The sequence below is a fragment of the Thermoleophilum album genome, from assembly GCF_028867705.1.
Classification (GTDB): Bacteria; Actinomycetota; Thermoleophilia; order Solirubrobacterales; family Thermoleophilaceae; genus Thermoleophilum.
The window spans coordinates 1,083,339-1,102,139 of the sequence record NZ_CP066171.1 but is presented as its reverse complement, the minus strand read 5'-3'; the positions used below and the strand labels follow the sequence as shown (position 1 = coordinate 1,102,139).

The following is an 18,801-nucleotide window of genomic DNA, read 5'->3' as shown; positions in this document are numbered from 1 at the left end:
CAGCGAAAGCGCGCCGAGGTCGGGGACGTACCTGTCGCGTGCGGCAGAATAGCCGTGGTGCCCTGCATCGGCGAGACGCTACGACAAGCGCGGATGCGACAGCGCCTCGACATCGCCGACGTCGAGGAGCGCACGAAGATCCGCGCGAAGTATCTGCGCGCGCTCGAAAACGAGGAGTTCTCGCTGCTGCCGGGGCCGACTTACGTGCGCACGTTCCTGCGCACGTACGCCGAGTTCCTCGGTCTTGACGCGCGACGGCTCGTCGAGCAGTACCGTGCCGAGTGGGAGCCCGAGACGGCCGCTAGCGAACAGCGCGGGACTCTGCCCCCGCCCCCAGAGCCCGGCCGGCGACCGCCGTCACCGCCGCGCGGGCCACGCCCGCTGGCTATTGCGGCTGTGCTCGCCGGCTTGCTGCTGGCCGTGCTTTTCGTGCTTGGCTTGACAGGCGAGGACCAGAGCGGCGAGGAGAGCGGCGCGACATCTACCACCGGAACGCGCGCCACGAGCCGCGGGCCGGGCGGTGCGCCGCCGGCGCGGACGCGCGGTCGGCGTTCGACCACGGCGCGAGCGGTCGTCGTGCTCCAGCCGGCCGTGCCGACGTACGTTTGTGTCGACCGGGGCCCCGGGACCGCGATCGCCTACGAGGGCATCGCGAGCAGCGAGCTGCGCTTCTCGGGACCGCGCATCCGCCTAAACCTCGGCAAGACGAGCGTCACGGTGCGTGTCAACGGTCGTGCGCTGACGATCCCACCAGGACCGAACCCGGTCGGATACGACATCGTCGGCGCACGCGTCCGCCCGCTCGCACCCGCCCAGCGGCCCTGTGTCGCACGCCCGACCGCTACCGGGTCGAGCACGCAGCCAGCCACCGGACCTACGACGAGCGGGCAGGGCGTGAGCGGCAGCGGCACCAACGTCAACTCGGGGTCGCCGTGACGGTGCGGGCGGGCATCCTCGTCATCGGCGACGAGGTGCTAGAGGGTGCGACCGCTGATCGCAACGGCCCTTGGCTCGCTCGTCGGCTTCTCGACCGTGGCGTGAAGGTGGTCGGCATCGCCGTTTGCCCGGACAGCGTCGCCGCGATCACGAGTGAGCTCGCCACCTTCGCGCGGCGCGGCTGCGAGCTTGTTTTCACAAGCGGCGGGCTCGGTCCGACCGACGACGACCGCACCGTCGAGGCTGTGGCCCGCTACGCGAACCGCCCGCTTGCCGTCGATCCTGCGCTCGAGGAGCGGATCGGCGCGATTCTGCGTGCCGCCGCCCAGCGCTGGCACCGCTTCGACGAAGCGGCGCTGCGCCGCTCCAACCGCAAGCAGGCGCTCGTCCCCTCCGGCGCCACCGTGCTCGACCCGGTAGGCACCGCGCCCGGCCTCGTCGTGCCGCCCGCCGACGGGACGGGCGGTCCCACGGTCGTCGTTCTGCCCGGGCCTCCGCGCGAGCTCAAGACGCTCTACGAGCGCGCGATCGCCACCCCGGTCGTGGCGCGTCTGCTCGAGGGGCTCGAGCCACCTCAGCGCCGTGTCGTGCGCTTCTTCGGGATCCCCGAGTCCGAGCTCGCCCGCGCGGTGCGCGAGATCGAAGAGGAAATCCCCGAAGCCCGCGCCCTCGGGCCGGGGACTTACGTGCGCAAGGGCGAGATCGAGCTCGTCGTACGCTACGCGGCCGAGCGCGCGGAGCTAGTGGAGCAATTCGTGACCGCTCTCGCGCGCCGCTTTCCCCGCGAGCTTTTCGCTGCCGACGGGCGGACGATCGACGAGCTCGTCGCCGATGCGCTCGCGGGACGGTCGGTCGCGACGGCGGAGTCCTGTACCGGCGGGCTCGTCGCCGCCCGTCTGACCGCGCGCCCTGGCGCGTCCGCCTACGTGCGCGGGGCGGTCGTCGCCTACGACAACGCGGTCAAGGAAGCGGCGCTGGGGGTCGAGCACGATCTCCTCGCCCGCCACGGCGCGGTTTCGCGCCAGGTGGCTTGCGCGATGGCGCGGGGCGCTGCCGAACGCCTGGGGGCCGATCTCGCCGTAGCGGTCACTGGGATCGCGGGACCGGGGGGCGGTAGCGCCGAGAAACCGGTCGGGACGGTGTGGGTGGCCACCTACGACGGCCGCAGCGCACAGGCGGGCAGGTTGTGGTTGCCGGGCGACCGCGAAGAGGTGCGGGCGCGCGCGGTCACTGCGGCGCTGCACGCGCTCTGGCGGGCGGCGAGGGGCGAGGAACTGCCGTTTTGAGCCCGGAGCGCTGGCGACTTTTCTTCGCGCTCCCGATCGAAGAACCCGCACTGAGCGCGCTCGTTCGCTGGCGCGACGATGCGCTCGGCGGCGCGGCGGTGCGCTTGCCAGCGGCCCGCGATCTGCACATCACCCTTGTCTTCCTAGGCGGTCGCGAGCCAGAAGTCGTTCCCGAGCTGATGCGCGCAGCGCACGCCGCTGTGTCAACGGCGCTGCCTGGACCGCCACGGTTGCGGGCGCTGCGTCTGCGCGCTCTGCCGCCGCGGCGGCCGCGTCTCTACGCGCTCGACTTATCCGACGAGGGCGGGCGCCTGACAGCGCTCCACGAAGCGCTCGCCTGTGAGCTCGTCGCAAGCGGGCTCTGGCAGCCCGAGGAGCGACCGTTTTGGCCCCACCTGACCGTCGCGCGCGTGCCGCGCGCGCAGCGCGGGCGGGCAAGCGCGCCGCCACCGCCGGCGCTTGCGGCACCGCCCGCCGAGCCGATCGTCGCCGCGCGGCTCGTTCTGTATCGCTCGCACCTTGGCGGAGGTGGCGCTCGTTACGAGGCGCTCGCCGAGGTTCCTTTCCCGCGCCGCGAGGGGGGCGAAAGTACGTCCGCTGGCGCTCCTACCTTGTGAACCTGAGCCCACAGGAGATGCCGCCGATGGATAGAGACGAAGGGAAGATCGCGAAGGCACGCGAAGCCGCGCTGAAAAACGCTCTTGCGCAGATCGAGCGCCAGTTCGGGCAGGGCTCGATCATGCGCATGAACGAGGCTGCCAGCGTTCGTGTCGAAGCCATCCCTACAGGGGCACTGTCGCTCGACATCGCTCTCGGCGTGGGCGGTCTGCCGCGAGGCCGTATCGTCGAGATTTACGGACCGGAGTCGTCGGGCAAGACGACGCTCCTCTACCACGTGCTCGCCAACGCCCAGCGTGCAGGCGGCGTGTGTGCGTTCATCGACGCCGAGCACGCGATGGACGCCGCCTACGCCAAGCGGATCGGTGTGAACGTCGAGGATCTCCTCGTCTCGCAGCCCGACTACGGCGAGCAGGCGCTCGAGATCGCCGATCTGCTGGTGCGGTCGGGAGCGGTCGATGTGATCGCTATCGACTCCGTCGCCGCGCTCACGCCCAAGGCGGAACTGGAAGGGCAGATGGGCGACCAGACGGTCGGAATCCAGGCGCGAATGATGAGCCAGGCGATGCGCAAGCTGGCCGGCAACCTCAACCGCGCCAACACGCTCTGCATCTTCACCAACCAGCTACGCGAAAAGGTGGGCGTGATGTTCGGCTCGCCCGAGACGCAGCCAGGCGGGCGCGCGCTCAAGTTCTATGCCTCCCAGCGTCTCGACATCCGCCGCATCGAGACCCTCAAGGAGGGTGCCGAGGCGATCGGCAACCGGGTGCGCGTGAAGGTCGTCAAGAACAAGCTCGCGGCACCGTTCAAGCAGGCTGAGTTCGACATCGAGTACGGGCGCGGCATCTCGAGCGAGGGCTGTCTGCTCGATCTCGGCATCGAGCACGGGATCGTGCAGAAGTCGGGCTCGTTCTTCTCATACGGCGAAACCCGGCTCGGTCAGGGTCGCAACAATGCCAAGGCGTTTCTGCGCGAGCATCCCGAGATCGCGAGCGAGATCGAGCGCGCGATCCTCGACAAGGTCGGCCTCGACCTTGCCAGTCGCTCGCTCCAGCCGGCCACCGGTCAGGAACCCGAGGGCGCTGCGGCCGTCGCCGCTGTCGCCGCCGACGAGGCACAGGCGGCGTAGCAGGTCTCCGGCAGGTCTGCACAGTGTTGTCGCGCGACCGCCGGGAAGTGGGCGGGCAGGGACATGTCGTGCCTGTCACTTGGGACGGCGGCGAGGTCGCTGATCGCTCCGCCGCGGCGCTCGCGCTGCCGCGCGAGGAGATGGCGCGCACGATGGAGCTCGCGCTGCGAGCGCTCGCCCGTCGTGATCGCAGCGAGGCCGAGCTGCGCGCGCTGCTCGAGCGGCGTCGCTGTGCGCCCGCGGCGATCGAGGCCGTGGTGGCGCGTTTGCGCAGTGACGGCTACGTCGACGACCGCGCCTTCGCCCAACGTTTCGTTAGCGACAAGCGCGAGCTCGAGCGGTGGGGGACCGAGCGCATCGTGCGCGAGCTGCGGCGGCGGGGGATCGCCGCCGACGTCGCCGCCGCCGCGGTAGCCGACATCGACGCGAGTTCGGAACTCGAGGCGGCGCGCCGGCTCGTCAGCGAGCGCTACGGTCCGCCGCGCGACGACGCTACGCGGCGACGCGCCTGGTCGTTCCTGGTGCGACGCGGCTACTCGTGCCAGATCGCCTACGACGCCGTGCGCAGCGCCGAGCGCGGGGCGCGAGGCGACGCCGCCTAGCGTTCGCACCTCTGCCGTCCGTACGGCCACAGGGGCGGCGCGGGGCCAGCGCTGTCGCGTCTATCCTCGCGCGACGATGGCACGCGCGGCGCGCACCTTCCACCTCACGACCTTCGGCTGCCAGATGAACGAGCATGACTCGGAGCGCATCAAAGGGATGCTCCGCGCGCTCGGCTACGAAGAGGCGCCGACTCGTGCCGAGGCTGACGTGATCCTGTTCAACACCTGCTCGATCCGGGAGTCTGCCGACCAGCGCTTCATTGGCCACCTCGGCGAGGCTAAACGCCTCAAGGCGGAGCGACCTGACCGAATCGTCGCTGTCGGCGGCTGCTGGGCGCAGTCGATGCGCGAGCAGGTTTTCGAGCTCTTTCCGTTCGTCGACGTCGCGTTCGGTCCTGGGCAGATCCACAAGCTCGGCGAGGTGCTGTTGCAGGACTCGCTCGAAGCGCAGGCCGGCTTCTTCGAGTTCGAGGACTTCTCCGCCCACCTGCCGGCAGCGCGCACACGCCCCTTCCAGGCGTGGGTGCAGATCTCGCAAGGCTGCAACTGTGTGTGCGCTTACTGCATCGTGCCGCAGACGCGCGGTCGTGAGGTCTCGCGGCCGCCCGACGAGATCGTCGCCGAGGTCGAGCGCCTCGCCGCCGACGGTGTGCGCGAGATCACGCTGCTCGGCCAAAACGTGTGCTCGTACGGCCGCGATCTCGACCGCTCGCAGCGCACCACGTTCGCCGAGCTTCTGGCGCGGCTCGACGCGATCGAGGGTATCGAGCGCATCCGCTACACGAGCCCGCATCCGAAAGACATTCGCGAGGACGTCGTGCGCGCGCACGCCGAGCTGCCGAGCGTGTGCGAGCACATCCACCTGCCGGTCCAGTCGGGATCGAGCCGCGTCCTCAAGCGCATGCGACGAACCTACGACCGCGCGCGCTACCTCGATCGCGTGGCGATGATCCGGGAGCTGGTCCCCGACTGCGCGATAACCACCGACATCATCGTCGGCTTCCCGGGCGAAACCGAAGAGGACTTCGAACAGACCCTCAGCCTCGTCGAGGAGGTCCGGTTCGACGGCGCCTTTACCTTCATCTTCTCGCCACGCCGCGACACCGAGGCGGCGACGATGCCCGACCAGGTGCCGCACGCAGTGAAGCGCGAGCGGATGCAGCGGCTCGTCGACCTCACCCAGAAAGTGGCGCGCGAGCGGGCGCAGCGCTTCGTCGGGCGCACGCTCGAGGTCCTCGTCGAGGGACCGTCGCGCACCGATCCCGACCGCTTGCGCGGCCGCACCCGCCACAACAAAACCGTCAACTTCGACGGGATCGCCAGCCCCGGCGAGTTCGCACAGGTGCGTATAGGCTCCGCCACTAGCACCACCCTGGCCGGTGAGGAAGTGCTCCTAGCCCGCCTCGGCGGCGGCGCCCACTAGCGGGCGCCGGCGACCGCACACGCAGATCTTGTCGACGGGAGCAGCGAGGTGAAGGTCACGACGCTCGAACCACATACGGTCGAGAAGCTGGTCGCTTTCGACAGCGGGGGCTTGCCCACCCTGTCTCTGTACGTCGCCGTCCCGACCGATCCCAACGAGCGCCAACGCGTGGCGAGCAGGGTGAACAGCCTGCTCTCCGAGGCGCGCCAGCTCGTCAAGGACCACGAGCGCCTCGACCACGAGCAGCGTCTGTCGCTGCGCGATGACATAGCTCGCATAGAGGAAGCGGTGGCGCGCGAGCTCCCCGAACCGCCGGCGCTGGCTATCTTCGCCTGCTCGGGAGCCGGCCTTTTCGAGCGGGTGCGGCTGCCCGGTCGCGTGCGCGACCGCGCTGTGGTCGACAAGTCGCTCTGGCTGCGGCCACTGCTGGCACAGCTCGACGCGTTCCACCGCTACTGCGTCGTCGTCCTCGACCGCCGGCGCGCCGAGCTCTGGGAGCTTTTCGCGGGCGAGTTCAAGCCGACGGCGGAGCTCGACGCAGAGCACCTTCGCAAGCGCGACTTCGCCGGCTGGTACGGGCTCGAAGAGCACCGTGTTCGTAACCGCGCCGAGCAGCTAGCTCACCGCCACTTTCGTGCCGTCGCCGAGGAGCTCGAGCAGGTGGTTCGCTTGCGCGACATCGAGCTGCTGTTGGTGGGTGGGCAGGAGCACGAGGTGAGGCAGTTCGTCCGTTTCCTCTCGCCGCGACTGCGTGCGCGCGTCGCCGCGACCTTCGCTGTCGACCTCGACAACGTCGATCCGCGCAAGCTGCAACAGGCGGCCGAAGAGGCGGCGCGTCGCTACGAGGAGCGCGAGGAGCGCGAGCTCGTCGAGCGTGTGCTGGCGGAAGCGGCACGCGGCAACGGCGCCGTCACCGGTCTCGACGCCTGCCTCTGGGCGGGGTCTGTCGGCGCCATCGGTCTGCTGGTGGTGGACGGCTCGGGGAGCGCTGCGGGTGTGCGCTGCCCCAGCTGCGGGTGGCTCGGCCGCGCGGGCGAGCGCTGCCCGCTGTGCGACACCGCGACGGTGGCGGTGCCCGACGTGCTCGATGACCTGGCCGAGGAGGTCATTGCCCAACAGGGCACTGTCGAGCACATTGAGGTCGAGACGCCTCTGCGCGAGCAGCTGGTGGCAGCGGAACTGCGCTTCCCGCCGCCTCCGCCGCCGGCCGCGGCCGAGTGACGACCACGCAGCGCGCGGTGAACCCGGCGCGACGCCGGCGACCGGTTATCGCGCTGTTCGGTCCCACCGGGGTGGGAAAGACCGAGCTCGCGATCGCACTCGCCGCGAGGCTGCGCGCTCTCGGCGAGGACCCGGTCGCGATCTCGGCCGATGCGATGCAGGTGTACCGCGGCCTCGAAACGCTCACCGCGGCACCGACGCCAGCCGAGCGACGCCAGCTCGACCACCAGCTCGTCTCGTTCGTCCCGGTTACCCGCACCTTTTCGGTCGGCGAGTACATGCCGCTCGCCCACCGGGCGGTCGACGCAGCCTTGGAGAGCGGCCGCACGCCGATCGTCGTCGGCGGAACCGGGCTGTACGTACGCGCCGCCCTGTGCGAGCTCGATCTCCGGCCCGCCCCGCCACCCGGCCTTCGCGCGGCGCTCGAAGCGCGGCTCGCCGAGCATGGCCCCGAGGAGCTCCACCGCGAGCTTGCAGCGCGCGCGCCTGCACTCGCCGCACGGATACCACCGCGCGACCGCAGCCGCATCGTGCGCGCCCTCGAGCTCCTGGCGATGGGGGTGAACCCCGAGCCCGTACGCACGGGGCGCAACCGTCTGTGGACCCGCGAAACGCGGCTGCCGACCGTGCTCGTGGGGGTAGTGATGGCGCGCGAGAACCTCTACGAGCGGATCGGTCGACGCGCTGAACGCATCTTCGCCCGCGCACGCGACGAGGTTGTCGCTGCCGACGCCGCCGGCGCCTCGCGCACGGCGCGGCAAGCAATCGGCTTCGAGGAGGTGCTGCGCGGCGATCTGGAGGGACTGAAAAGGCAGTCGCGGCGGCTTGCCAAGGCGCAGCTGACGTGGCTGCGCAAGCTTCCGGACCTCGCCACGGTCGACGTCACCGACCTCGACGCCGAGCGGGCGGCGGAGCGGATCCTCGCGCAGCTGCGTCGCCGCGAGCACGGATAGAGTGCCGCGCCGTGCAGCTCGAGAAGTGGCACGCGCTTGGCAACGACTACCTGATCGTCGAGCAGCGAGCGCTGCCGTTCGCGCTGGCGCCCGCGGTCGTGCGCATGCTCTGCGACCGCCACGAGGGAATCGGTAGCGACGGCGTCGTCCTCATCGAACCGCCTCGCGAGCGCGCCACCGTCGCGCATCTGCGGATCTTCAACCCCGACGGCTCCGAGGCCGAGCTGTCGGGGAACGGTGTCCGCCAGGCGCTGATCTACATCCGCCGCCGCGGTCTGGCCGCCCACGACGCCTTCTCCGTCACGACCGCCGCAGGCGAGATCAGGGCGCGCATCACCGGGCCCGAGACGTGCTCGATGGACATCGGCCGTGTGCGCCTCGCGAGCGACGCGTACCCGAGCGGCGCGCGCGACGGGCGCGGCGAACTGGTCGCGGCCGGTCGCAGCTGGCGCTTCCAGTTCGTCGACGTCGGTAACCCTCAGTGTGCGATCGAGGTCGGCGAGGAGCTCGAGTCGCTCGACCTCGCCGAGGTCGGCTCTGCGATCGAAAACGCCCCGCTGTTTCCCAATCGCACCAACGTGTCGTTTTGGCGACGGCTGGACGAGCGTACGATCCGGGCACGCATCTGGGAGCGTGGGGTGGGGGAGACACGGTCGTCGGGCACAGGCGCCACCGGCGCCGCTGTCGCCGCCGTTTTGCGCGGCGTCGACAGCCCGGTGCGAGTGGTGCTCGACGGTGGCGAGCTCCAGGTCGACATCGGGGAGGACCTGCACGTCGACCTCCACGGCTGGGCGCGCCCGCTCTTCCGCGCCGAGCTCAGCGACGACTTCCGCCTGCGTCTGTGGCGGGCTGCGTCGCAGCGCGGCGAGGACGGCGTCGACGCTCGCACCGACGCCAGGGACGGCAGCCCCGAAACCGGCCAGGAGGTGAAAGGACGATGAGAGCGAGCGTGCGGCTTGACCGCTTGCCGCCCTACCTGTTCGCCGAGCTCGAACGCAAGATCGAGGAGAAGCGGCGCGCGGGCGTCGACGTAATCAGCTTGGGCATCGGCGACCCCGACACCCCGACGCCGGCGGCTGTCGTCGACGCGCTGGCGGCGGCGGCGCGCGACCCGGCGACGCACCGCTATCCGACGAACCGTGGCCGCAGCGAGTTCCGGGCGGCGGTCGCCGACTTTTATCGCTGGCGCTTCGGTGTGGAGCTCGACCCCGAGAGCGAGATCGTTCCCGCGCTCGGCGCTAAAGAGTGCATCTTCAACCTCAATCTCGCGTTCCTCGATGCGGACACGTTGGCGCTCGCCGCCGACCCCGGCTATCCCGTCTACACGGGCGGGCCGTTGCTCGCCGGTGCCGAGGCGCACCCGCTGCCGCTCGTGCCCGAGCTCGGGTTCGTTCCCGATCTCGATGCGGTGCCGGCCGAGATAGCACGCCGCGCACGGCTGCTCTACCTCAACTACCCGAACAACCCGACCGGGGCGGTCGCGCCCGCCGGCTTTTTCGAGCGCGTCGTCGAGTTCGCTCGCGAGCACGAGCTGCTTGTCGTCCACGACGCCTCGTACACCGAGCTGTGCTTCGACGGTTACGAAGCGCCCAGCTTCCTCGCGACGCCCGGTGCTCGCGACGTCGGTGTCGAAGTCTTTTCGCTCTCCAAGGGCTGGAACATGACAGGCTGGCGTGTCGCCGCGATCGTCGGCAACCGCGACGCCGTTGCCACCTACTGGAAGCTCAAGACCAACATCGACTCGGGAATGTTCGAGGCGGTGCAGCTCGCTGCCGTCACCGCGCTTGGCGAGCTGCGCGAGTTCCCCCGCCAGATGTCCGAGCTCTACCAGCGGCGTCGCGACCTCGTGTGCGACGCGCTCGAGCGCATCGGCGTCGCGGTCGAACGGCCGCGCGCGACGATCTACGTGTGGGCGCCCGTTCCCGACGGGTTCGCCGACGCCGCGAGCTGGTGCGAACACGTGCTCGAGCGCGCCGGTGTGGTCGTATCGCCGGGCGGTGCGTACGGCGCGGCGGGCGAGGGCTTTTTCCGCATCTCGCTGACCGTGCCCGACGAGCGGCTGCTGGAAGCGGTCGAACGGATGCGCGAGTCGCTCGGCTGATCGGCGCGCTGTGGCGTGACCGCGCGACCGCTTCTCGCCTGCGGGATCGTCCCCTTCGGTTCGCTGCTCCAGCTCGCGATCGTCGAGCAGCGGCTTGGCGCTGCATCAGGTGCGCTCGATGCCCTCACCTTCGAGCCGGGACGCGCCGAGGCTGTGCGCCGCGAGCTCGCAGTTCTCGCCCCCGCGGCTGTCGCGTGCGGGTTCAGGTTGCCGCCGCCTGGGCCGGCGGCGGTCGGCGAGCGCCTCTGCGACCGCCAGCTTGCGAAAGTCGGTATCCGCCCCAACCCGCGACTTCCCGCCGGCGCGGAGCGCGATTGGGTGACGGCGGTGGCCGACCTGGCGCGGCTCGAGAAGGGGGCGGAGGGCGCAAGGGCAGGTGCGGGCACGGCGTACCGCGGCTTCCTCTGCGAGACCGTTCCCGACGCGGTCTTCGCACGTCTGCTCGGCGCCCGCGTGCCGGCGCGGCGGCACCCCTTCGGCGTGCGAGCGCGGATCGAGGCGCTCGGCCACGCCGCCGTGCGCTTCCGTGGTGGGTCGCCGTGGGACCGGCGTATCGAGGAGATCGAGGCGGTGGCGTGCGCGCTCTGCGCCTTCGAGGCGCTGGCGGACAACGCGATCGAGCTCGGTGATCGCAGCGAAGGGGTGGTCGTGCTGCCGGGGCGCGAGGCGCTCGCCGCCTTCGATCAGCGCGCGCTCGTGCCGGTGGTCGAGCGGTTGCTCCTCCACTGATCGCAGCGCCGACGACCGCGGCGCCGCTGCGGGGCGAGCCCAGCCGCGCCGTGGCGGCGCCTGGACGGCCCGGTTGCGGGCCTACACTAGGAGGCGAATGCAGGACCGCCGCGAGACGCGCTTCGGCGAGGGCATCCGCAACCCCCGCGCGCGGCAACGGGCGATCTGCATCGCAGCGGCCCCGCACGAGCCGGACTTCGCGGAGCTGCGCGAGCTGTTGCGCACCGCGGGCGTGGCGGTAGCCGGGGAGCTATGGCAGCGGCGCGAGCGCCCCGACCCCGACCGCTACCTCGGGCGCGGCAAGCTCGCCGAGCTCGCCGAGCGAGCGCGCGAACTCGGGGCCAACGTTATCGCCTGCGACGACGAGCTTCTGCCGCGGCAAGAGCGCAACATCGAGGCCGCCACTGGGCTGGCGGTCGTCGACCGCACCGCCATCATCCTCGACATCTTCGCGCGCCACGCGCGCACGGCCGAGGGCAAGCTGCAGGTCGAGCTCGCCCAGCTCGAGTACAACCTCGCGCGGATGCGCGGCCTGTGGACCCACCTCGAGCGGCTCGGCGGCGGGATCGGCACGCGTGGCCCAGGCGAAAGCCAGATCGAGACCGACAGGCGGCTGGCGCGCGATCGCATCAGCGAGATCAAGCGCAAGCTCGCGCACATCCAGCGTGTGCGCGCCACGATGCGCGCCGAGCGCGAGCGCGCAGCGCTGCCGACGATCGCGCTCGCCGGTTACACCAATGCCGGTAAGTCGACGCTCATGAACGCGCTGACTGGTGCGGGCGTCAGCGTCCGCTCGCGGCTTTTCCACACGCTCGATCCCACCACGAGAGCGTTTCGCATCGACGGCCGCACCTATCTGCTCACCGACACCGTCGGCTTCATCCGCAAGTTGCCTCACCAGCTGGTGGCGGCGTTCGCGGCGACGCTCGAGGAGACACGTCGCGCCGACCTGGTGCTGCACGTCCAGGACGCGTCTGTTCCAGAGCCAGAGCTCGCGGCGATGCTCGCGGCGGTCGAGCGGACGCTCGAGGAGATCGGCGCTGCCGAGCGTCCGCGCCTGCTCGTCTTCAACAAGATCGACCTCGTTTCGAGCACCGCCAGCCGGGCGCTGCGCCGCCGCTGGCCGCGCGCCGTCGCGGTCTCGGCCGAGAGCGGCGAGGGCCTGGAACAGCTCCGCCGACGGATCGCAGCCGAGCTTGCGCGAGGTCTCGAAGCCGTCGAACTGTTCTTGCCCTATCGCGAGGGAGCTCGCCTCGCCGAGCTGTTCGCGCTTGCGGGCCAGGTAGAGCAGAACCACACCGCCGAGGGGGTGCACGTGCGCGCGCGTGTCCCCAAGCAGGTGGCGGCGCGCTTCGCGCCGTACCGTCTCGACTGTTCGGCCGCCGCGCAAGACTCGTCGCGCAACGGACACCGCTTGGAGAGTCGAGAGGTGCCACGCCCAGGTCTTGCCCCGGCCTGAGCGAGGCAGGATCGCCGCGCTCGCTCGCGTCGTCACGCGAAGATTGCCGCCGGGATTGGCGGCGCACGGTCCGCTTACACTGCCTGCGTGACTTCGACGGCGATAGCGGTGGGCGAGGGCGCGGTGCTGCGGTGCCGGCGGCTCGTCCCGGGGGCGCTCTTGCCCCAGCGCGCCCACCCGGGCGATGCCGGACTCGATCTAGCGGCTTGCGAAGAGAGGGTGCTTGCGCCCGGCGAGCGCGCAAGCGTCGGCTGCGGTGTCGCTGTCGAGTTCCCACCAGGGCACGCCGGGCTCGTCGTTCCGCGTTCCGGGCTGGCCCTTCGGCACGGCATCTCACTCGTCAACGCTCCCGGTCTGATCGATCCCGGCTATCGCGGGGAGATCCGTGTGGTGCTCATCAACACCGACCGCACACACACCTTCCGTGTGCGCCGCGGCGATCGCATCGCCCAGCTGCTTGTGGTTCCCTTCTCGCTCTGCCGCGTCAGCGAGTGCGAGGCGCTAGGAGAAGGCGAGCGCGGCGAGCGCGGGTTCGGGTCGACCGGTGTCGCACCCCTTCAGCGCGTCCAAGCCGAGCCGATATCGAACACGTGACGTCGCTCCGCCCTGCGGCCGACGAAAGGCCCGAGCTTCCCCGTGGCGTGTACCCGCCGCAAACCGCGGGTATGCGCCCGCGCCGCCTTGGCGAGGCGGTGGTCGCGCTCGGTCTCGCCGACGAGGCGACGGTGCGCCGCTGTGCCGAGCGGGCACAGCGCGAGGGCAGGCCGCTCGGTCCCGTTCTGCTTGAAGAGGGCGTCGTCGACGAGCGGGGATTGGCGCGCGCACTCGCCGAGCGCAACCGTCTGCTGTACGTCGACCTCAACGAGTTCGAAGTCGACTGGGGCGCCGCCAACCTCATCGACGCTGCTCACGCGCGGCGCATGCGCGCCGTGCCGATCGCTTTCTGGGACGAAGGGACGCTGCTCGTCGCGGTCGCCGATCCGGCGAACCTGCCGGCTCTCGACGAGATCGAGCTCGCCACCGGTCTGCGCACAAAACGAGCGATAGCTGCCGCCGGCGAGATCGATGCGCTTTTGCGCCAACTGTCCGAGGCGGAAAGCGCGGTCGCCGAGATCGAAGAGGACGCGATTTCAGAAGAGCCCGGTGAGGCCGAAATCGTCGAGCTGCGCGACGTCGCCGAAGAGGCGCCCGTCGTGCGTCTCGTCAACTCGGTGATCGCCGACGCTGTCGAGCGCGGCGCCTCGGACATCCACTTCGAGCCCACCAGCGGCGACATGCGCGTGCGCTTGCGCGTCGACGGCGTGGTGCGCGACTCGACGACGATCCCGCGCGCGCTGGTCCCGGGCGTGGTCTCGCGTCTGAAAATCATGGCCGAGCTCGACATCTCCGAGCGCCGCGTCCCCCAGGACGGGCGCATCGGCTTGACCGTCGCCGGCCGCCACGTGGATCTTCGTGTCGCGACCCTGCCGGTCGCGCGCGGCGAGGCGGTGGTTTTGCGCGTCCTCGACCCCGGCCGGGCGCTCGTCAAGCTCGACGAGCTCGGGCTCGACGACGCGGACCGCGAGCTGCTCGAACGGACGCTGAAGCTCGGCCACGGTGCGATCCTCGCCACCGGGCCGACCGGCTCGGGCAAGACGACGACGCTCTACGCGGCGCTCAACCTGCTGAACGAGCCGGAGCGCACGATCGTGACGATCGAGGACCCGGTGGAGTACGAAATCGACGGCATCAAGCAGGTGCCGGTGAACGTGAAAGCCGGCCTGACGTTCGCCCGCGGGCTGCGCGCGATCGTCCGTGCCGACCCGGACGTGGTGATGGTCGGCGAGATCCGCGATCGCGAAACCGCGCAGATCGCGATCGAGGCGGCGCTCACCGGGCACCTGGTGCTGTCGACGCTGCACGCCAACGACTCGGCGACGGCGGCGGCACGGCTGATCGACATGGGCGTCGAGCCGTTTTTGGTGGCGTCAAGCCTGGAGTGCGTGATTGCGCAGCGGCTCGCTCGGCGACTGTGCGACTGCAAGCAGCCGCTGCGGCTTACACGCAAGGTGCTGCGCGAGAACGGTTTCGGGCAGGTCGGTCCGATCGACGCGTTCGCGCCCGGCGGCTGCGTGCGCTGCGCTGGCACTGGTTTTCGCGGGCGCGTCGGGATCTACGAGATGCTGCGCTTCGACGACGAGCTGCGCGCGCTCGTGCTCGAAAGGGCGTCGGCCGACCGCATCCGTCGCGCCGCCCGCCAAAGCGGACTGCGCACGCTGCGCGAGGCGGCGCTTGACAAGGTTCGCGCGGGCGTTACCTCGCTCGACGAGGTGTTACGCGCGCTCGGAACGGCAGCCTAAGCCCTTAGCGCAGGTCGGCGTAGGCGGCCCGATCAAGGCGCGCGAGCGGCAGGCCCGCCGCCTCGATCGCGCACTCGTGCGCAGCCTGTTCGAGCCCGTCCTCCAGCGGGGCGAGAGCGATGCCCAGAGCTCGCTCGATCAGGAAGTCGGCGAGCCAGGCGTTTTTCGGCAAAAGCGGGCCGTGCAGGTACGTGCCGATGACATTGCCTTGTACGACTCCTTCGCCCCCGTCGCGGCCGTTGTTGCCGTGACCGCGCACTACCCGCCCGAGCGGCTCGACGCCGGGATCGAGATAGGTGCGCCCGCCGTGGTTCTCGAAACCGGCGAGCAGACGGAGCTCGCCGCCCAGCGTCGTTTCGATCACGCAATTACCGATCAGGCGCGGCCCGGGTTCGCGCACCGTTTCCGCGCCGACCAGCCCGAGCCCGGGCAGCGTCTCGTCGCCCACGCGGTAGGAGCGGCCGAGCAGCTGGTAGCCGCCGCACACAGCGAGCAGCGCGCAACCCCCAGCGACAGCTTCGACCAGCGCGTCGCGCTTTCGCTGTACGAGATCGCGGGCACAGAGCGCCTGGTCGCGATCCTGGCCGCCGCCGATGTAGATCAGATCGCACTCGCCGGGCGCCAGCCGATCGTCGAAGGAGACCGCTTTCAGCTCGAAGCCGATATCGCGCCAACGGCAACGGCGTTCCAACATCAGCAGGTTGCCACGGTCGGCGTAGATGTTCATCAGCTCGGGGTAGAGCGCGACGACGCGCAGGCGCTCGCTCACCGCGCACCCTCCCGACGCGTGCATCGCGCTGTCGCGCTCGTCCCGTTCACCCCCGCGCCCAGTGTGCCACCGCCCCGCGCTTGGCGAGCCACGTGCGGATGTCGAGCAAAGCTGTGTACGTCGGCAGCACGTACAGCCGCCGGTCGGCGTTGCGGACGGCTTCCTCTAGCGACAAGCGCATCTCTCGTTGGACGGCGATCGGGGCCTCGAGCTCGGCGTACTTGAGGCGCAAGGCGAGCTCGGGGGCGCGGCTACCACTGCAGACCACCGACCGAACACGCCCGCGCAAGAGCTCAAAGTCGGCGTCCCAGATCCACGACACGTCGCGACCATCGGCGACCCCGTCGTTGAGTGCAATCCACAAGCAGAGCGGTTCCTCCTCGAGCGCCAGCGTGCGCAGCACGGCGTTGGCGCCCGCCGGATTCTTGATCAGCAAGATCACGAGCTCGCGCCCGTCGAGCTCGACCGTCTCGACACGGCCGAAAGCGGCCCGGAACGTCGCGAGTGCCGCGGCTGAACGCGCGAGATCGACACCGAGCGAACGCGCCGCGGCTGTGCAGGCGAGCGCGTTGTAGGCGTTGTACAAACCGGGCAGCGGCAGCGCGACTGTCGCGGCGCTGTCGCGCGGGCGGTCGCGGATTTCGATGCGCGTGCCGCGCGTGCCCTCCAACACTACGCGCTCAGCGGCGATGTCTGGATCGGGGCGGCGGTGGCCGCAGTTCGCGCACTCGTAGCGACCCAGGTGCCCCGCCCACACAGCGCGGTAGCGGTACGGGGCGCCGCAGCGGCGGCAGTGCGTGGCGTCGGCGGCGTGGTCGCGCGCGGCGAGCGCGCAAGTGTCGTCCTCGATGCCGAAGTACAGGGGTGGGGGGGAGGCACGGTCGACACCCCCCGCGAGGTCGGCTACCAGCGGATCGTCGCTCGCGAGCACGAAGCGCGTCCCGGTTGGCGAGAGCTCGCGCACTACCTCGTACCAGTCGTCGGCCAGGCGCTCGAGCTCGCCATAACGGTCGAGCTGGTCGCGAAAGAGGTTGGCGAGCACCACGACGCGCGGCGTCACCGCCCGGGCGATCGCTCCGAGCCACGCCTCGTCGACCTCGAAGATCCCGATCTGGCCCGCGCCACGGCGCGCGCCGAGAAGGGCGGTCCCGACACCCCATACGAGGTTCGACCCGGCCTGGTTGTGGACCACCGCGAAACCGGCGGCGTCGAGCACGTGGGCGAGCATCGCCGCGGTGGTCGTCTTGCCGTTGGTGGCGGAGATCAGCACCGCGCCGTGATCGAGCCGCCGAGCGAGGCGGGGGAGGGCGTTGCCATGCAGAGCGAGTAGAACCCTGCCTGGCAGCGTCGTGCCTCCCCGCCCGAGCGCGCGGCTTACTAGCCCCACAAGGCGAGCCGCCATGACCGCCACCGCCAGCGGCACGAGCCGGCGTGGGCGGCGGTCGCGTGCGTGCCGGAGTTCGCGGCTCGCAGCGGCGCGGCTTCGCGGTGCGGGGTCGGTCGCTGTCACCGGCGCTCGGCGGCTTCGCGGTCCGGCACGACGACACGCAGCGCCGCAGGTTCGACCGTGATCTCGGTCGGGGTGCGCGCGACCGGGTCGCCGTCGGCGTAGACATCGAAGGGTGGGTCGCTCGCGAGTGCGAGGGTGCGCACGCGCCAGGTCGCGACCTCGGGTAGGTCGAGGTGGGTGCCGGCGAACACGCGCGGGAGGTTGCGCAGGAGGCGCAGCGGCGGGGCGTGCGCCACCGTCACGACATCGAGAAGACCGTCGCTTAACGACGCGTTCGGCGCCAGGCGCATCCCGCCGCCGTAGCGCCCGGAGTTGGCCGCTGCCGCTGTGTAGCCGTGGAACACGAAGCGCTCGCCGTCGGCGAGCAGCTCGAAACGCGCCGGCCGCCAACGGGCAAGCGCCCGCAAGGCAGCGACGGCGTAGACGGCACGCCCGCGCACCAGTCGCGCGTCGTTGGCGAACTGGTTAGCCCGCGAATCGAAGCCGATACTGGCGATCCCGAGGAACGGTTCGCCGCCGGCGACACCCACGTCGATCGCGCGCTCGCTCCCGGTCAGCGCCACTTCCACCGCCGCGGCCGGGACGCGCGGGATGCCGAGGGCGCGTGCGAAGTCGTTGCCGCGCCCGGCCGGCAGGACAGCTAGCGGCGTCGGGGTGCCGCGCAGCTCGCCGGCGACGAGGCGCAGGAAGCCGTCGCCTCCGACCGCTGCCACAAGTCGATCGCTCGCACCGGCCAGCGCTCCCGCTTGGCGGCGTGCGTCGTCGGCGTCATGCGTGAAGATCGTGCGGGCGACCACGCCGCGGCGCGCCAGTTCGTCTTCGCAGCGACGCACGACCTTGCGCGAACGCCCGCCACCCGCATGCGGGTTGACGAGCAGCACGACCTCTCGCCAGCGCTGGGTCACTGCGAGGAACGCGTCGCCAGCGCTCGCGCCCGCTCGGCGGCCGCTGCGCCACGCGCCTCGCCGCTCAGCGCGGGGTTCAGCTCCAGTCGCTCGATGCGTGCGCGGTCCCGCCAGATGTCGCCGACCAGGCGCTCGGCGTGGAGCTCGCTGGGGTCCTCGGCGTCGGCGATCAAGAGCACGTCCTGCTGCACGGGGTGCCAGCTTTCCTCGGTTAGTGGCTCCGAGGCGAGCAGCAGCTGTCCGTCGCGCGCGAGCCAGTAGAGCTCGAAAATGCCGAGGCGGTAGGCGTACAGACGCTCGCCGTCGCAGAACAGAAAATTGAGCGCCGAAAAGGCGGTTGTGGCGATCACATCGACCACCACCGAGCGCAACGAGGCCAGCGGGTCGCGTGCGTCGAAGCGGCTCAGCAAAAGGGCGAAGAGGCGCTCGGAGTCGGTGTCGCCGCGCGGCGACGGTGCATCTGGCGGCAGCTGCGGATAGGGGGCGAGGGTGCCGTTGTGGCTGAAGCTGAAAGCACCGAATGTGAAGGGGTGCGTGTTCTCGAGTCGCAACCCGCCGATCGTCGCGCGCCGCACGTGGGCGTGGAAGATGCGGCCGCGCAAACCGGCGAGCGTGTGCAGCGTCTCGCGTGCCGCGCCCGCTTGCGGAAAGCGGACGACCCCGGGGTCGCCGCCGTCAGCGCGCGGATAGACGGCCAGCCCAAAGCCCGAGTCGTGTTCGTCGGCCTGGCGCAGCAGAGCGTTCGGCGCGTCGAGAAGCTCGGCCGCGAGCGAGTGCGGCGAAACCGAGACGGATCCCAAAAGGCGGCACACGGCGGCAGT

Annotated in this window: 18 protein-coding genes; 14 read left to right on the top strand and 4 right to left on the bottom strand. The window is 70.9% G+C overall.

Going from position 1 to position 18,801, the window contains the following annotated elements; translation table 11 throughout:
• Positions 1-54: 54 nt before the first annotated feature.
• The 14 genes from JDY09_RS05165 to JDY09_RS05100 all read left to right on the top strand — a co-directional run bounded on the left by JDY09_RS05165 (position 55) and on the right by JDY09_RS05100 (position 14,796).
• Positions 55-936: a helix-turn-helix domain-containing protein gene (locus JDY09_RS05165; RefSeq protein WP_342455243.1), complete on the top strand. Its 882-nt coding sequence runs from the start codon at positions 55-57 to the stop codon at positions 934-936.
• On the top strand, positions 933-2,222 hold the full coding sequence (locus tag JDY09_RS05160) for a competence/damage-inducible protein A (RefSeq protein ID WP_274715862.1): 1,290 nt from the start codon (positions 933-935) through the stop codon (positions 2,220-2,222). Before JDY09_RS05165 ends, JDY09_RS05160 begins: the two co-directional genes overlap by 4 nt.
• Positions 2,219-2,839 (top strand): RNA 2',3'-cyclic phosphodiesterase, encoded by a 621-nt coding sequence (gene thpR / locus JDY09_RS05155; RefSeq protein ID WP_274715861.1) that lies wholly within the window; start codon positions 2,219-2,221, stop codon positions 2,837-2,839. The genes JDY09_RS05160 and thpR overlap by 4 nt, the downstream gene beginning before the upstream one ends.
• A 26-nt stretch (positions 2,840-2,865) precedes the next feature.
• Positions 2,866-3,969 carry a recombinase RecA gene (recA, locus tag JDY09_RS05150; protein WP_274715860.1) on the top strand — a complete coding sequence of 368 codons (1,104 nt, stop codon included), beginning with the start codon at positions 2,866-2,868 and terminating at the stop codon, positions 3,967-3,969.
• 68 nt (positions 3,970-4,037) lie between these two features.
• Positions 4,038-4,571, top strand: a complete 534-nt coding sequence (locus JDY09_RS05145) for a regulatory protein RecX (protein ID WP_274715859.1) — start codon at positions 4,038-4,040, stop codon at positions 4,569-4,571.
• Positions 4,572-4,647: 76 nt separating this feature from the next.
• The gene (miaB, locus tag JDY09_RS05140; protein ID WP_274715858.1) at positions 4,648-5,994 is read left to right on the top strand and encodes a tRNA (N6-isopentenyl adenosine(37)-C2)-methylthiotransferase MiaB; all 1,347 of its coding nucleotides are present in this window, start codon (positions 4,648-4,650) and stop codon (positions 5,992-5,994) included.
• Positions 5,995-6,042: 48 nt separating this feature from the next.
• On the top strand, positions 6,043-7,215 hold the full coding sequence (locus tag JDY09_RS05135) for a hypothetical protein (protein ID WP_274715857.1): 1,173 nt from the start codon (positions 6,043-6,045) through the stop codon (positions 7,213-7,215).
• Positions 7,216-7,232: 17 nt separating this feature from the next.
• Complete coding sequence (locus tag JDY09_RS05130) at positions 7,233-8,168, top strand: tRNA (adenosine(37)-N6)-dimethylallyltransferase (protein ID WP_274715856.1); 936 nt, start codon at positions 7,233-7,235, stop codon at positions 8,166-8,168.
• A gap of 11 nt (positions 8,169-8,179) precedes the next feature.
• Entirely contained in the window at positions 8,180-9,109 is a 930-nt protein-coding gene (gene dapF / locus JDY09_RS05125) for a diaminopimelate epimerase (protein ID WP_274715855.1), read from the top strand.
• The gene (locus JDY09_RS05120; RefSeq protein ID WP_274715854.1) at positions 9,106-10,269 is read left to right on the top strand and encodes an LL-diaminopimelate aminotransferase; all 1,164 of its coding nucleotides are present in this window, start codon (positions 9,106-9,108) and stop codon (positions 10,267-10,269) included. The genes dapF and JDY09_RS05120 overlap by 4 nt, the downstream gene beginning before the upstream one ends.
• A 15-nt stretch (positions 10,270-10,284) precedes the next feature.
• On the top strand, positions 10,285-10,998 hold the full coding sequence (locus JDY09_RS05115) for a hypothetical protein (protein ID WP_274715853.1): 714 nt from the start codon (positions 10,285-10,287) through the stop codon (positions 10,996-10,998).
• 97 nt (positions 10,999-11,095) lie between these two features.
• Positions 11,096-12,457, top strand: a complete 1,362-nt coding sequence (gene hflX, locus JDY09_RS05110; protein ID WP_274715852.1) for a GTPase HflX — start codon at positions 11,096-11,098, stop codon at positions 12,455-12,457.
• A gap of 87 nt (positions 12,458-12,544) precedes the next feature.
• Positions 12,545-13,051 (top strand): dUTP diphosphatase, encoded by a 507-nt coding sequence (gene dut, locus JDY09_RS05105; RefSeq protein WP_274715851.1) that lies wholly within the window; start codon positions 12,545-12,547, stop codon positions 13,049-13,051.
• A complete protein-coding gene (locus JDY09_RS05100; protein WP_274715850.1) occupies positions 13,048-14,796 on the top strand; it encodes a GspE/PulE family protein in 1,749 nt (582 codons plus the stop codon). Before dut ends, JDY09_RS05100 begins: the two co-directional genes overlap by 4 nt.
• A gap of 4 nt (positions 14,797-14,800) precedes the next feature.
• On the opposite strand, the gene JDY09_RS05095 is transcribed toward JDY09_RS05100, so the two are convergent.
• From JDY09_RS05095 to JDY09_RS05080, 4 genes are read right to left on the bottom strand one after another with little or no spacing between them, the layout of a single operon-like run.
• Positions 14,801-15,565, bottom strand: coding sequence for a type 1 glutamine amidotransferase (locus tag JDY09_RS05095; RefSeq protein WP_274715849.1), 765 nt, complete (start codon positions 15,563-15,565; stop codon positions 14,801-14,803).
• 46 nt (positions 15,566-15,611) lie between these two features.
• Entirely contained in the window at positions 15,612-17,075 is a 1,464-nt protein-coding gene (locus JDY09_RS05090; protein WP_274715848.1) for a MurT ligase domain-containing protein, read from the bottom strand.
• Positions 17,072-17,980, bottom strand: coding sequence for a diacylglycerol/lipid kinase family protein (locus JDY09_RS05085; protein ID WP_274715847.1), 909 nt, complete (start codon positions 17,978-17,980; stop codon positions 17,072-17,074). The genes JDY09_RS05090 and JDY09_RS05085 overlap by 4 nt, the downstream gene beginning before the upstream one ends.
• Positions 17,977-18,792, bottom strand: a complete 816-nt coding sequence (locus tag JDY09_RS05080; protein ID WP_274715846.1) for a class II glutamine amidotransferase — start codon at positions 18,790-18,792, stop codon at positions 17,977-17,979. The genes JDY09_RS05085 and JDY09_RS05080 overlap by 4 nt, the downstream gene beginning before the upstream one ends.
• Between the last annotated feature and the right edge of the window lie 9 nt (positions 18,793-18,801).

Excerpts from the sequence above, each read along its gene's own strand:
- recA (WP_274715860.1), top strand. The coding sequence starts at position 2,866 with ATGGATAGAGACGAAGGGAAGATCGCGAAGGCACGCGAAGCCGCGCTG.
- miaB (WP_274715858.1), top strand. The coding sequence starts at position 4,648 with ATGGCACGCGCGGCGCGCACCTTCCACCTCACGACCTTCGGCTGCCAG.
- JDY09_RS05120 (WP_274715854.1), top strand. The coding sequence starts at position 9,106 with ATGAGAGCGAGCGTGCGGCTTGACCGCTTGCCGCCCTACCTGTTCGCC.
- hflX (WP_274715852.1), top strand. The coding sequence starts at position 11,096 with ATGCAGGACCGCCGCGAGACGCGCTTCGGCGAGGGCATCCGCAACCCC.